Consider the following 14,276-nt stretch of genomic DNA (forward strand, 5'->3'; position numbering starts at 1 on the left):
GCTTACCCTAGATCTTTAATAGCAAAATCAGGAAATTCAAAGCATTGAGCTGATTCCATTGGTTTTGCTATTTTATTCAATAACCCTAAATTAAACCTAACTTCATCATCTGTAATCCGAAGCTTTGCATCAGGAGAAAGAAAAATCACAGGAATCTCAGACAGAAATTCAAACAATAAGGCTGTTCTATGGCGTCCATTGATGAACTGAAGTTTACCATTGTAAAAAAATAAAATTGGAGGCAAAAACTTATTCTCTACCTCAAACCAGTTTTTATGGTACGCCTGCTCAATACTTAAAGATTTTCGGCAATTAAAATCTTCTTTATCAACATACTCATTAAAGTAATCACGATTGAGAACATAATATCTATCTCCACTATCAAGGCAACTACGATTCTTTGAAATAGAGACTCTCAATGATTTTTCCTCTTGCCTAACACCCCGCTTAGGGGCAATAACACGTGGGCTAAAATTTGGAGCGAAGCGACTGAGCCCACGTGTTATTGTCCCAGGGAGCTTGCGACCGACTACAGCGGTTTGTTAAGTCTGAAAACTGACGTATAACAAACGATTAGTTGGTTTATGGTACATTATTACAACGGCGCCCTCTAAATGGTTTCTCCCTGCATGGATTGACCATATTTTTGACGCAATGTTTTCTGATTCTGCGTTCGTTTCCCCATCAAAGCAATTGGCAATGTCAGCCATTCTCGAGATCTCCTTTCTGGCCTCGCTAAATAAAGGGTTGCTTTCTTTACCAAATATCCATTCATTTTCTTTTGGTGATTGGAACTCAAACTTTTCCAGTTGGATACAGTAAAAATCTAGATGATCTCCATTGAAAACTGGTGGTGATTGTTGGCTGTAAATAACCTCAAAGTTTTGTTCGGTTGTGATGTTGCCGTGGTTGAGTGTAAATACTGGATTAGGACTATATGACATCCCTATTGGCGTATAAGAGAAAATAAAAAGGACCAAGATTCCAAATACAAGAACGAATGAAATTCCAGACAGTATCAAATAAGTGGTTTTTAAGAATTTGATCATCGAAGAGCTATACGTTCCTTCGCCTAACAATATTAATATCCGGAAAAATTCCATGTTTAAACACGGAATCTTTCCACCTTCCTACATACTCTAGTTCTACCACAGCCTCTAACATATTGTACAGGTTAACTTTCTTGCCTTTGATTTACCCGCGACTCCAAGTTCACCGAGCAACGCAGTCAAATAGAAGGTAAATGACAGGGATGTCATTTAAGCAATGCCTTGTCGGGAACAAATCATTGCCACAACGGAGTTGCGGCTTTTATTTGGCAAGTCGCGTAGGTATTAGAACTTGGCCGGAGCGCGGCCCTTTTTGCTTACTTTTTACGGCTGTTGGTAAAAAGTAAGTTGAGCCTCAGGGATGAGGTTTGAAACCCGCAATGGATTGCGGTGAACGAAGTGAATAATCTAATGTGGCGCAGCCATGCCTTGTGCGCCTTGCGCATGCTCAATATTCTAAGCGGATAAACGAGCTACAGATCCTAAGCATGATAAGTGATGTGCAATAGCATTGAGTCTATAACAACGCTTTCGAACTTTGAGACCCATTGAGCTTATATGTTACTAAGTGATTTGGACGAAAAGTGAGAGTAAGGCAGTTATAGGCTCAAGGATGAAGCTCATCATACTACTTGCCCAGCCACCCAACCACTTGACCAAGCCCACTGAAAATTAAACCCGCCTAGCCAACCGGTTACGTCCATAACTTCGCCTACAAAATATAGGCCTTTGACTTTTTTGGCTTCCATGGTTTTTGAAGAAAGTTCGTCTGTGTCTACTCCGCCTAAGGTCACCTCTGCGGTGCGGTAGCCTTCGGTGCCATTGGGTTTAAGTTGCCATTGGTGAAAGGCAAGGGCTGCTTGTTCTAGCTGTTTACCTTGGTATTGTTTTAGCGGCTTGTTCTCAACCCCTAGGTAGGGCAATGCAGCTTGTACATAACGTTTAGGGTAATGGCTAGAGAGGGCTGTACTTAGCTGTACATCAGGCTGCTTTTGTTGGGCTTTTTGTAGTTCTGCCAATAAGTCCCCATTGGGGAATAAATCAAATTCAACAGTTTCTCCTGGCTCCCAAAACGACGATATTTGCAGTACGGCTGGGCCACTTAAGCCCCTGTGTGTAAACAGGATGTTTTCGTTAAATGCGGTGTTGTTGCAACTGGCACTGGCGTCTAAAGAAATACCGCTTAGCTCGGCCAGTACTTTTTTGTCTTGTTCGTGCAGGGTAAAAGGCACTAAGCCGGCCCGTGTAGGTAACACCTTTAAACCAAATTGTTCTGCTAGTTTGTAACCGTAGGGGCTAGCGCCAAGTTTGGGCATAGACAAGCCGCCCGAGGCCACCACTAATGATTCTGTTTGAAATTGCCCTTTGGCGGTATTCAGCTCAAACCCAACATCGGATTTTTCAACCGCTAGAATTTCGCATTGATTGGTAATGGTTACCCCTGCTTTTTCGCACTCGGCTAGCAGCATATTTAAGATGTCTTTGGCGCTGTCATCACAAAAAAGTTGCCCTAGGGTTTTCTCGTGATAGGCAATGCCATGCTCGCTAACCAGCCCAATAAAATCCCACTGGGTATAACGGCTTAACGCTGATTTACAAAAATGAGGGTTGTTAGATAAAAAGTTTTCATGGCTGGCGTACATGTTAGTGAAGTTACAGCGGCCGCCACCGGACATAAGTATTTTGCCACCTAGACGTTTGGCATGGTCAAGCACAGTGACATTGCGCCCACGTTTAGCGGCCTCGATGGCACAAAACAATCCAGCCGCCCCGGCCCCTATTACGATTACATCTACGTTCTTCAAATTTTTGTCTACTTATGAAAGCCATGAGGATCGGCGCAGATTATAAAGTATCTATCAGGGTTGCAGGTAGTTAAATTAGTCTAGCCTTACAGCCAGCCATTTTGATGGGCAATTCTGGCAGCTTCAACGCGGTTTTTAGCATTTAATTTACTAGATGCCGATGACAAGTAATTACGCACTGTACCTGTAGATAAAAATAGTTTTTCGGCAATCTTTTCGGTACTGAGTCCGTCTTTTGCCAAACGCAGTGCGTGGCGTTCTTTGTCTGATAAGGGGTCTTTTTCCATCCAAGATTCAACCATTAATTCTGGCGCAATAGCCGTGCCTCCTTGATGCACTTTTTGAATAGCGTCGATTAAATCTTGAGAGGGTGAGTCTTTTAACAGATACCCTTTTACCCCTGCATCCATTGCACGACGTAAGTACCCACTTCTGGCAAAGGTAGTAAGAATAATGGTTTTACAATCTGCTTGAGTATCGTGGAGTTGTTGAGCTAATTCTAAGCCTGTCATATCGGGCATTTCGATATCGGTGAGCACAATATCTACCTTTTCAGACTCTGGCGCTTGCACATAATCAAAGGCTTGCTTACCGTTAGCACAGCTTTGTACCACATGCAGGTTGTCTTCTAAGTCTAAAATAGTGGCTAGCGCATTAAGCAGCATGGTTTGGTCTTCAGCCAATAAAATATTAATGGTTTTCATCTTAATTCATCCTTATCTACCACAGGTAAACTAACCAGGGTTAGTGTGCCCGCTACCCCGGCCCCACTTTGAATAGTGACAGAGCCATTTAAATGTTGAATGCGTTCGGCAATGCCTTTTAGGCCATTGCCATGGATTTGAGTACTGTCGATACCCACACCATTATCTTGCATACTCAGTATTATTTTACCGCCTTGCTTGCGAAGTTTGGCCGTTACAGAGTCGGCCTTAGCGTGTTTAATAATATTGGTGACGAGTTCTCGCAGTACAATTGCCAGCTCTTTGTTTGCCGCTACCTCTAACTCAATTTGTTGTTCGTCTATATTTTCAAATTCATAGTCAAAATTAATATTTAAACTGGCAAACACATTTTTAGCATTAGCAAGCTCACTGAGTAAATCACTGGTGCGATAACCCGATACCACTTCACGTACTTGGCTTAATGCATTGCGAGAGATATCTTCAAGTTGCTTTATTTCACCGCGGGCTTTTTCAATGTCTTTATCTAACAACCGCCCTGCCAAATCGGCTTTTAGGGTTATCACTGAAAACGTATGGCCAATTAAATCATGTAGGTCGCGGGCAATGCGCTCACGCTCGGCAACTTGGGCTAAACGCTGGGTTTCTTTACGGGATAAAATCAGCGCTTGTTTGTTTTCGTGTAAGGCATATTGATAAATATTAACTAGGCCAACAATTAAGGAAAACACCAAAGCTGGCACATAAAAGTAAAACTGAAACTTAAAAATCCAGCTTATCAACACAATCCACACTAAGATGGCAACCAGTACACTAAGTGCATATTTTAATGGCTTTAACCGGCTACAAAATGCTGAGCCGTAAATAAACAAACTGGTAGCACTGGCTGAAATAAATGCCGAGAGCGTCGCTATCAATATAATGGCCACAATGTGATAAATAACGCTTTGCCCTTTGACCCAAAACGCATGAAAATAAAGACCTAAAAACGCTACTGTGGCGGCCATTATCCACACTAGATCCATTTTATTTTCATTCAACACTGCAACAGGGATAAAAAATAGCGGTAAGTAAACCAGCCATATATAAGGTGCATATCGCTCGTCTAATCCCTTAGGCAATAACCTAGCATCTATTTTTTGCAGCAGTTGTTTCATCACATTTACTCTACTATTTATAAAATTGCCGTTTTCGTCACTTATCTAAGGTCTTCAATTAATTCGCTTTTTTACGAGAAGCCAAAACAGCAAACACATAAAATATACCACTAAAGAGTGCTAAAATAAGCACATGCCCTGCAACCGAACCACCCGCATCTAATCCCACCACTTTTAAAGCCAGTTGCGATAAATGATAAGGCGGTAAAAACTCAGCAAAAGACTGTAAAAACGAAGGCAGCATAGCAATAGGTATCCACAAGCCAGATAGAAACGACATAGGTAAGTACACCATATTAATCACCACAGGTGCGCTTTCAGCTTTAAGGGATAAACCTAAAGTAAGGCCCAACAAGCAAAATGGTAAACCGCCTAGCACTAAAATTACAGACAACAAACTCACTTGAGACAGGGTTAAACTAATGTCCGTAAGGCTTGCTGCTATGCCACCTAGACTTAATAGGATCAATACAGAAAACCCCATAGATACAAAAAGGCGACTGATAACTTGTGCCCCACCTGGCATAGGTGACGCCGATTTTATGTCTAACCAACCTTGTCCTCTTTCTATTGCTAAGCCCGCACCAAAAGAAAACAAAGCAGGTCCCATTACACCAAATACACCATAGGTACATAGCAAATACGTAGCGGCTTGAGGGTTATGACCATTCATCAAAACCCCAAAAAACACGTAGAACAAACCGGGGAATGTAATGGCTGGCAAAGCAAAAGCTGGGTTACGGATAGACTTAAGCCATTCGAATTTAGTTTCTTGCCAATATACGTTTACGTTTTTGCTGAAAGTCATTGTTTGCTTATTGTCTGAATGTGATTGAATAGTGTCCATTGGGTTTCTCCTTAAATATGATTTATTGGCTAAGTTGTTTAAAGGCTTCTTCAAGTCCGGCGCGCTCTACCGTGACATCCTCTAAATCAGAGTATTGAGCTAATATTTGTTGCAGGCATTGGCTAGTATTACTGGTTTGAACTTCAATGTACTTACCACTTTTAGAACAGTTCACTACGCCTTCAAAACCCTCAAACACGGCGGCGTCTAAGTCTGAACAAAAACGGATAGAGGTATGATTAACACTGGCTTTTATTTCTTCGCTGCTGCCTCTTTTTACGACCTTGCCATCTTTTAACAGTAAAATTTCGTCTGCCAAGGAGTCGGCTTCTTGCAAATAGTGGGTGGTGAGCACAATAGATGTACCTGCACGTTTAAGGTCGCGGATGGCCTGCCACATACTTTGTCTAGACTCCATATCCATACCCACACTTGGTTCATCTAAAAACAGTAATTTGGGGTTACCACAAATACTTAATGCAAATAACAAACGCTGCTTTTCACCACCCGAGAGCTTTTTAGAGTATCTGTTTTGCATCTTTTCTAAGCCTGCATAGGCAAGTACTTTTTCGTAAGGCATGGGGTTAGGGTAATAACTTTGAAAAAGACGAATATGCTCTTTAATTTTTAAAGTTTCAGGTAAGTTAGCCACTTGCAACATAGCGCCAATTAAGCGCTTAGCCTCAAGTGAGCCAGCCTTAGCATTGAACAGATTCACATCACCCGAATCATGACTAAGACGCCCCAATAGAATATTGATTAAGGTTGTTTTACCCGCTCCGTTTGCCCCTAAAATTGCGAGTACTTGACCTGCATGTATTTCAAGATCCAAATCCACCACTGCAGGTTTCCCTGAAAAAGATTTGTTTAACCCTTTAGCAAAGGCAATCATATTTTGTTGAGACATGTGTGCACTCCGATTACTGTAATTAAGACGTTGTAAATCATGGGGACACTATGAATCACTTCTGCTCAGACAATCAGAGGCAAGTGTCATCAATTTAATATGACAAATGTCATAAGTTGTCATACCTCAAAAACTTGTCACACTATTTCGACTTGTCGTGCCTTAGAGATGTTGATTACATTCATTCTTAAAGGAACACCCAATGTTTACATTTACCCATTCAAAGAAAACGCGATTCTTAACACGGTTTGTGACAGTGTTTATTGCCACTGTTGTCTTTCAAATAGCGGTAAACTATAAAGCTTTTGCTACCAAGCAAGCAGCGCCTCATAATCAATTTAGAGTTGAAGTTTCAGGCGCTGGGCGACCCATTATTTTAATTCCAGGCTTAATGTCAGACAGCCGCGTGTGGGAACAATTAGCAGGTACGCTCTCTGCCAGTTATGAGTTACATATGATTAATGTGGCGGGTTTTGCCGCCACCCCAGCGGTTACTGAACCCTCTATTACAGAGCTTAAAGCCCAACTTTTAGCTTATATCCACCAGCGTAAACTCCATAAACCCATCATCATTGGTCACAGCTTAGGTGGGTTTATGGCCTTATGGTTAGCATCAAGTGCTCCTAAAGAAATAGGCCCGGTGATTTCGGTAGACGGCCTACCTTTTATTGGCCCAATATTTACCCGCAGCAACGACACCACAGTGCAAAGCCTAGCGGCACAAGCCAAGCAAATTAAACAAATGTACTCGAATATGTCGCAGCAACAGCTTATCGAACAGTCTCGTTATAGCCTGCCAGTACAAGCCAGCACAGATGCAGCAAAAGCTAAGGTAATGGCTATGATAGAAACCTCTGACCCCACTACCGCAGGCCATGCGATTCACAGTTTAATGAGTCATGACTTACGCCAAGATATTGCCAAGATAAGCTCACCTGTTTTATTGTTAGGCGCATCAGGAGGGTTTGACTCTGACTCACAACAAACCATGGTAGATGCCTTGTACAAACAACAATTAAGTAGCTTGCCCCACGCTAAATTAGTAATGAATACTAAGGCTCGGCACTTTATTATGTTTGATGACCCATCATGGTTTGAACACCAAGTGCTTAACTTTTTGGAGGCGCAGCTATGAATACCTCCACTGCCCCAAGCGTAGATAACGAGCAAGCCCAATTATTTAATGATGTAAGCCTTGCCCAAGAGGGCGATCAACAAGCATTTGCCCGTTTAATTAAGCAAACTCAAAACCTAGTGTCTAGCATCGCGTTATCTATAGTGAAAGATTTAGACAGTAGCGAAGACGTTACCCAACAAGTGTTTATTGGTGCTTGGCAAAACATTTCAGAACTAAAAAATGGTCACAGTTTTTTGCCCTGGTTAAGGCAAATGACCCGCTACAAAGCTCTTAATTTTCTTCGTGATAATAAGGTACGTCAAAAAATTGAAGGCGATGAAGCCGACCAGATTCTGGCTCAGTTTTGTGATCCTAAGCTAGCCATAGATGAGAGTATGCAGCGCCAACAATCTAACCTAATTTTACAAAGTTTTATTGAACAATTACCCGACGAAAGTCGTGAGATAGTCTTACTTTACTACCGCGAAGAACAATCTAGCCTGCAAGTGGCTAAACTTTTAGAGCTGAGTGAAGCCAATGTTCGTAAAAAATTGTCTCGTGTCAGGCAGTTACTTCAAAAGCAAATAATGGGCAAGTATGGGCGCTTATTATTGAGTACTGCTCCTACTGCTGGGTTAAGTGGCTTAATTTTAGGAGCCATTACAACCAGTAGCCCAGTGGCAGCAGCTACCATTAGCTCGGTAAGTGCTAGTTCTAAAACAAGTGTTGTACAAAAAATTGGGTTACTTATGGGCGGCTCCTTTATTGGCGCTTTTTTTGCTATTATTGCGATTCGTTTGAGTACTAAGCCGCTATTAAAAAAAGCCACAAGTGATGCGGCTAAACAGCAAATTTTAAGCTACAGACGCAGCATAACCATTTGGATTATCTTTAGCGCTATTTTACTTACCTTAGGCTATGAATTGACAACTGGTTGGTGGGGACCTGTCTCGGCATATTGTATTTTTGCAGTGGGTATCTTATTTCACACAAACAAAATGCAGACACTAATAGCACAACAAACGCTAGCGGATCCTAGTATCGATACCAAGGAAATATCCCATCAAAAGTTTCAAGCCTTATGTGGTTTTTGGGGTAAGTATTTGGGGTTATTACTAGGTTTCTCTGGGTTAATGTATGGCTTGGTATCTAGTGGCAGATTATCCTTTTAAATAAGAGTGTTTGCATATGCTAACCGCCACTGTAGTCTAGTCACAAAAAAATAAACGAGACAAATATGATTGAAACTTTCACCGCTGCAGATAACAAGGCGCGCTGCAAATGGTGCGCAGCAACTCAGCAATACATGGATTACCACGACAATGAATGGGGTTACCCGGTTGTTGATGATCAACGCCTATTTGAAAAAGTTTGCTTAGAGGGTTTTCAGTCTGGACTTAGCTGGTTAACGATTTTAAACAAGCGAGAAAACTTCAGGGCCGCATTCGCTAATTTTGACTTTAACCAAGTAGCTCAGTTCACCGAGCAAGATGCAGAGCGATTAGTATTAGATGCAGGCATTATTCGCCACCGAGGTAAAATAAACGCCACTATCAATAATGCTAAAATAGCCCAACAGATGATAAAAGAATTTGGCTCTTTAGCCGCCTATTTTTGGCAATATGAACCTAAGCGTGATGAATCAATAGAGCCAGAGGTATTAGCGACCTGCGACGAGTCCATTGCTTTATCAAAGGATCTTAAAAAGCGTGGCTGGAAGTTTGTTGGCCCCACCACTATGTACGCCTTAATGCAGGCAATGGGCATGGTGAATGACCACGCCCTGAATTGTATAAGTCATGCTAAATCGAAAAAACTTCGTGAAGAATTTATAAGGCCTATAGCCCAATAGTAGTAACAATATAATCTTACTGAGATAACAGAGTGTTTATATCCGAAATTAGGTAATTCATCGACGCACTATTCAAGCCATTATAAATGCCGCGAATATGACGATTTTTATCAATCAATAAAATACTTTCGGTATGTAAAAAGTCGTTAGTATTTTGAATATTTCCTAAATCTTCACTGGCAAAATAGGCACTTTTAGCCAAAGAATAAATGCTCTCTTTCTCACCCGTCACTAAATACCAATGGCCACTTTTTATATCATGCTCATCGGCATAATCTTTTAGTAAGTCAATGGTGTCGGAGCTGGGGCGAATAGAGTGCTGCAATATTTTTACATTGCTCGTATCTAGATAAGTTTCTTGCACTTTAGCTAGCTTAGAGCGAATTTTAGGGCAAATACCCGGGCAAGTACTAAAGAAAAATCCCGCTACATACACTTTGTTTTTAAAGGTTTGTTCAGTAACTGTATTTCCATCTTGATCGGTAAAGCTAAACGCCGGGATACGATGAAAGTTTTCAAGTTCTGGGCTATCAGCTTCTAACCAGCGTGGCGAGAACTCTTGGCTATCATAGTAAGGCAGTGACTCTGCGGCATGCAAATTTACAGCGCCTAACACCAAACCGCTAAAAATTATTATTTGCTTGAGATTGATAGTAACTAGGTGTGATAACTTCATTTTCCAACCCAACACAGCTATTCGCTTTTTTAAGTCCATATGTACGCCCATTTCTATATTCAAAATTAGAAGACAGCTTGCCGTTTTCTCGCCAAGCTTGCTGCAAACCAACAGGTTTACCTTTTTTGTAATTAAATCGTTTGAACTTTGCGCCACTTTTATACCAGCGCCAAGCCTCACCTTCTGGCTTGCCTGAAATATAAAAAAACTCTGAACGTGGCTTACCATTAACCCACCAGCTGCGAGTTAGGCCATCTCGCTTTCCAGCTTTATAGAATGACTCGTAACCCAATACACCATTATCAAACCATTTTTTAGCGTGCCCCTCTCGGCGACCTTTTATAAACTGGTCAGAACTGGCTATTTTGCGGTTTTGATAGTAACTGACCATCTCCCCCGTAAAAGGACGCTTTAAGTACATCCTCAGGCCTTGTTTGTTTAGACTAACCTCTGATTTGTCTACAATTAAAGCTCTATTAAACGAGCCCTCAGGACCCGTTAGTATTAAAACTAAAGCAACCAACAACAAGAATACTGCAGTTACCCCATGGCGTTTATGAACCCGAATGTTAAATAAAACACCGCCAATAGAGTTTGACGTTCTAGTTAATGTCACTCGGTGTGCCCTGGAAATTACCTGGAAAAATCAAATAGTAATCGCCATTTAAATATTGCTCATTAGAAATATGATAGTGATATTCGCCTTCTGTAGTCTCAGAATGTAGCGTTAGCCCCACATGGCCATTTGACTCATCTAGATCAGTTGGGTATTCACCTGTTTCGTAACTTCTGCGTCCATAAATAAAGAACCCATCTGCCATTATGCCCACTAGAGAATCATCATCATAAGAAATCGCTTGTGGCTCTAAATGATAATGGTAAGTCTGTGGTCCAGTGTGAGCACCATTGCGGTCAAACCCTTGAATAACGCCAAGTGATACGTCGCCATTACCTTCTGAATCATTAAAGATGGGAGCGCCGCTTATGGCGATACCAATAGCACCCAATGGTGTAGCCGAAGAGGTGGCTGCTAATTCAGGGGCCACTGATACAGTTAAGTCAAAATCATTTATATAATCTTCGATATCTCCAGGGGATCTTTGTTGGTCAAACAATTCCGGGTCTTCAGCTTCAACGTACAAACCACTGGCATTGCCAGCGTCCCAATATGAAGAAGTATGGTCAGGTTTACCCGCAGATTCTAAAGAAACCGTGCAACCATCTTCAGACAAAATAACAGTGACATTTGGGGCGGCAACAAATTCAAGAAACGCACTTGAAAGCTCAGTTACAGGAGAGTCACATTCTGTTGTGGCGGTTCCGGTGCCGTCATCATCGTTAAATACAAGGTCTACTTCTTGGTTGTCTGCTGAACTTCCTCCGCAGCCGACCATTATCAGTAATAAAAAAATGTTACTGATTAAAAATAAATAATGTTTAGAATTTGCCATTAATCTTCCCCGTTTTGAGAATGCTTTATTGCCACTATTAGTCAGCCAATATATCGGTAAATGAGGGAGTACATTGTGCAAATACTGAGGAATTAAATTTTTGAATGCATCTAGTAACATAAAAGGGGATTTAAACTAATTAGCTATCAGAAAATATTAGCCCAAACGAAAAAACAACCAACTCTGCGATATAGCGCTAAGAGCTGGCTGTAGGTTGATAGTGATTTCTGTTTTTTAATGAACAAAAAACAACACGATTTCTACCGCAATTAAAATAATAATAATCCACTCTAAAAACGAAGAGTGTTTATGGTTTTGTTCAGCCGCTAACATTTCGTGTAATTCGTTAATGGTCGATAACTTCATAGTGAGTAACTCTACTCTGGGCGTGATATCTAAGTACTTACTCACATTAAGATATTTTTGCTCTTCTTCTGGGTACTCCCAAAAAAATTCCGGCGTATCAAGTAAGTTGAAATGTAGCAATATGTCACTTTTCGTACTAAATAAAGCGCCACGTAACATAGACAACTTATTTCGGCTTAAGGGGATTTTCCCGGTATTGGCTAAAGTAGTGGATAAATACGCATTATCTTTAATTGTGCGCTCAGCCAATGCTTCAAACCTGCGTAATTTAGCTGATTGTGCGACACCGTGGCTCACAGCTAAAAGAGTCATAGTTTTATGATCAGGCAAGTTAATACAATCATCAACTATGGATAAATTCGCTTGCTCTGATAATTTAAAATGAAAGTTGTCGCTATCTTTTTGTGGGCTAGCTTCAACTACATGCTCTTTAATTAACTCAGTTAACTGCACTATTTTACTATCGCTCACGCCCCAAAACAGAGTCACGCCGTAGTCAAACACAAAGATCTGTCCTTTTGGGGTGCTAACGCTCAAGGCATCTCTGTAACGTTTTACAAAATAAGTTTTACCTATCTTTTTGATAAGTGAATCAAGACGAATGTTGTTGCCCAATAAAGAAACTTCAACCATGTCAGTGGCAAAATTAATCATCATTTACTGCTCCTTAAAACCAGCTGTAGATTTCACTAAAGCTGTACATAATTTGATTTTCCGGTAGCTCGAAGGCTTAATAAAATCGTCGAGGGCTACGGGGATATATTGGTAATAAAAGCCCGCTTCCTGTTACAAAAACCTAATAACACGTTGAAATTTTGCGCATCCTACGTTTTTTAATGGATTTGTGAATACTTTGGCTGTCTAATTTTTTTTATCGTTTCGAGAAAATAAATTGCGTTTAAATGAATGGGTTATTAATGACCTTAAAAAACCAATATAAACTTTTTCACTTGTATCCTTGGGCCTTTCAAGGTATCAAACCATACCTATATTAAATCGTAGTAATTATGGACATTCGATTTTTAGAAACCTTCTTAGAAGTGTCTGAAACTCGGCACTTTGGTAAAGCTGCAGAAAACTTATATTTAACTCAGTCAGCCGTGAGTGCTCGTATTAAACAGCTCGAAGAATATTTTAATTCTGCGCTGTTTGTACGGAATCGAAATAGCTTGCAGCTAACCTCAGCCGGTGAAAAGTTATTACCTTTTGCTCGTGAGTTAGCCGAAACCCTAAAACAAACACGACAAGCTATGAACGAAGAGAGTGTTCAATACTTAAGTATTGCCAGCACTTCTAACGCTTGGGAGCTGTACTTAAAAAACCGTCTAGAACAATTTAACGCTGAGCATCAAAACGTTTCAATTCGAGCGGAAATTTTTAACAACGAGCAACTCAGTCGTATGGTTCACGAACATAGTGTGGATCTCGCCTTAACCACTTTGCCTTTTAAATCTGACGATGTAGAAACAATAGAATTATCTGAGTCCATGCTATCTGTATATACATCAAAAAAAGGCGTTACGTTAGATGCCAACATCAGCACTATCGCATTTGATTGGGGTAGAAAAGCCAATGATATTATTGATAAAGCCCATCCTGAATTTAGAAAAGCAGGGCTTAGAACAGGCTCACTTCAGGTTGCATTACAGTACCTGTCAGACAATGAATGCAAAATAGTATTACCTAATGATATCGCTGAGCCTTTGCTTCAAAACAAGCAGTTAACCAAATTCGCCCCATTACAAGGGGCGTCAGTGAAGTGTTATCTGGTTTATTTAAGAGAAACTAAAAATGCTTGGTTAAGTGAGTTTGTGAGCACCTTTAAGTAAAACTCAGTTAAAAAATAGGAGCTATGGCTAGCTCCTATTTCAATTACAACTTGAAGGGGGAATGTAAACTTGGCTCACATCAATTTAATTCTGTGAGTAATTGATAATCTTCTGACTCTAGTTCTTCGTTAACACATTCTAAAATATAAGCTTTCAACTCGCTCTGTGCTATACCATTGTCTTCTGCTAGCTCAGTACAAAACTCTTTAAGCTCTGCAATCAGTTCAAGGTCAGGCTTGGGAAGCTCATCAGCTAATACTGTAGTGGTTAACAACAAGCTTAATACTAATAATGTTTTTTTCATCGTATACCTGCTAATAAGGTTAGTGTAACTCAGAGAATTGTCGTCGCCTTTGGCTTGCCCTGCGCTGTGATGCTTTCTTACTTTTTTTAGTTGAAAAGTCATACTCATCGCTATATTCAGCATTAAAACGATGCTTTGCAGCGCCCTTAGTTGATTGCTCGTCTTGTTTTTTAAATTGAAAATGTTTGTTCATAATCCAGTCCAAAAATAGTGGTTATCTAAGCATCACATGG

Annotated in this window: 17 protein-coding genes; 4 read left to right on the forward strand and 13 right to left on the reverse strand. The window is 40.6% G+C overall.

Annotation, left to right across the window (positions count from 1 at the left end; genetic code table 11):
* Positions 1-2 precede the first annotated feature (2 nt).
* The 7 genes from EOK74_RS00935 to EOK74_RS00965 all read right to left on the reverse strand — a co-directional run bounded on the left by EOK74_RS00935 (position 3) and on the right by EOK74_RS00965 (position 6,448).
* Positions 3-419: a hypothetical protein gene (locus tag EOK74_RS00935; RefSeq protein WP_133468027.1), complete on the reverse strand. Its 417-nt coding sequence runs from the start codon at positions 417-419 to the stop codon at positions 3-5.
* A 123-nt stretch (positions 420-542) separates the two neighbouring features.
* Positions 543-944: a hypothetical protein gene (locus tag EOK74_RS00940; RefSeq protein WP_133468028.1), complete on the reverse strand. Its 402-nt coding sequence runs from the start codon at positions 942-944 to the stop codon at positions 543-545.
* Positions 945-1,672: 728 nt separating this feature from the next.
* Complete coding sequence (locus tag EOK74_RS00945; RefSeq protein WP_133468029.1) at positions 1,673-2,854, reverse strand: BaiN/RdsA family NAD(P)/FAD-dependent oxidoreductase; 1,182 nt, start codon at positions 2,852-2,854, stop codon at positions 1,673-1,675.
* 86 nt (positions 2,855-2,940) lie between these two features.
* Entirely contained in the window at positions 2,941-3,558 is a 618-nt protein-coding gene (locus EOK74_RS00950) for a response regulator transcription factor (RefSeq protein WP_133468030.1), read from the reverse strand.
* The gene (locus EOK74_RS00955; protein ID WP_133468031.1) at positions 3,555-4,694 is read right to left on the reverse strand and encodes a sensor histidine kinase; all 1,140 of its coding nucleotides are present in this window, start codon (positions 4,692-4,694) and stop codon (positions 3,555-3,557) included. The genes EOK74_RS00950 and EOK74_RS00955 overlap by 4 nt, the downstream gene beginning before the upstream one ends.
* A gap of 58 nt (positions 4,695-4,752) precedes the next feature.
* Positions 4,753-5,541, reverse strand: coding sequence for an ABC transporter permease (locus tag EOK74_RS00960; RefSeq protein WP_133468032.1), 789 nt, complete (start codon positions 5,539-5,541; stop codon positions 4,753-4,755).
* A gap of 22 nt (positions 5,542-5,563) precedes the next feature.
* Entirely contained in the window at positions 5,564-6,448 is an 885-nt protein-coding gene (locus EOK74_RS00965; RefSeq protein WP_133468033.1) for an ABC transporter ATP-binding protein, read from the reverse strand.
* A gap of 202 nt (positions 6,449-6,650) precedes the next feature.
* Between EOK74_RS00965 and EOK74_RS00970 the strand changes: the two genes are divergently transcribed.
* The 3 genes from EOK74_RS00970 (at position 6,651) to EOK74_RS00980 (ending at position 9,417) form a co-directional block, all read left to right on the forward strand.
* Entirely contained in the window at positions 6,651-7,583 is a 933-nt protein-coding gene (locus EOK74_RS00970; protein ID WP_133468034.1) for an alpha/beta fold hydrolase, read from the forward strand.
* Positions 7,580-8,737 (forward strand): RNA polymerase sigma factor, encoded by a 1,158-nt coding sequence (locus tag EOK74_RS00975; RefSeq protein ID WP_133468035.1) that lies wholly within the window; start codon positions 7,580-7,582, stop codon positions 8,735-8,737. The genes EOK74_RS00970 and EOK74_RS00975 overlap by 4 nt, the downstream gene beginning before the upstream one ends.
* 65 nt (positions 8,738-8,802) lie before the next feature.
* Complete coding sequence (locus EOK74_RS00980) at positions 8,803-9,417, forward strand: DNA-3-methyladenine glycosylase I (protein ID WP_133468036.1); 615 nt, start codon at positions 8,803-8,805, stop codon at positions 9,415-9,417.
* A gap of 16 nt (positions 9,418-9,433) precedes the next feature.
* On the opposite strand, the gene EOK74_RS00985 is transcribed toward EOK74_RS00980, so the two are convergent.
* The 4 genes from EOK74_RS00985 to EOK74_RS01000 form a co-directional block, all read right to left on the reverse strand.
* Positions 9,434-10,132, reverse strand: a complete 699-nt coding sequence (locus EOK74_RS00985; RefSeq protein WP_239023954.1) for an SCO family protein — start codon at positions 10,130-10,132, stop codon at positions 9,434-9,436.
* The gene (locus tag EOK74_RS00990; RefSeq protein WP_239023955.1) at positions 10,041-10,709 is read right to left on the reverse strand and encodes a toxin-antitoxin system YwqK family antitoxin; all 669 of its coding nucleotides are present in this window, start codon (positions 10,707-10,709) and stop codon (positions 10,041-10,043) included. Before EOK74_RS00990 ends, EOK74_RS00985 begins: the two co-directional genes overlap by 92 nt.
* Positions 10,696-11,544: a YHYH protein gene (locus EOK74_RS00995; RefSeq protein ID WP_133468038.1), complete on the reverse strand. Its 849-nt coding sequence runs from the start codon at positions 11,542-11,544 to the stop codon at positions 10,696-10,698. Before EOK74_RS00995 ends, EOK74_RS00990 begins: the two co-directional genes overlap by 14 nt.
* A 234-nt stretch (positions 11,545-11,778) precedes the next feature.
* Positions 11,779-12,567, reverse strand: a complete 789-nt coding sequence (locus EOK74_RS01000) for an RMD1 family protein (RefSeq protein WP_133468039.1) — start codon at positions 12,565-12,567, stop codon at positions 11,779-11,781.
* Between the two features lie 350 nt (positions 12,568-12,917).
* Between EOK74_RS01000 and EOK74_RS01010 the strand changes: the two genes are divergently transcribed.
* Entirely contained in the window at positions 12,918-13,739 is an 822-nt protein-coding gene (locus tag EOK74_RS01010; protein ID WP_133468040.1) for a LysR family transcriptional regulator, read from the forward strand.
* A gap of 79 nt (positions 13,740-13,818) precedes the next feature.
* Here the strand turns inward: EOK74_RS01010 and EOK74_RS01015 are convergent, their stop codons facing one another.
* Both EOK74_RS01015 and EOK74_RS20785 read right to left on the reverse strand, forming a co-directional pair.
* Positions 13,819-14,043, reverse strand: a complete 225-nt coding sequence (locus EOK74_RS01015; protein WP_133468041.1) for a hypothetical protein — start codon at positions 14,041-14,043, stop codon at positions 13,819-13,821.
* A gap of 19 nt (positions 14,044-14,062) precedes the next feature.
* On the reverse strand, positions 14,063-14,236 hold the full coding sequence (locus tag EOK74_RS20785; protein ID WP_166638691.1) for a hypothetical protein: 174 nt from the start codon (positions 14,234-14,236) through the stop codon (positions 14,063-14,065).
* Between the last annotated feature and the right edge of the window lie 40 nt (positions 14,237-14,276).

Source organism: Paraglaciecola marina, from assembly GCF_004360155.1.
GTDB lineage: Bacteria > Pseudomonadota > Gammaproteobacteria > Enterobacterales > Alteromonadaceae > Paraglaciecola > Paraglaciecola marina.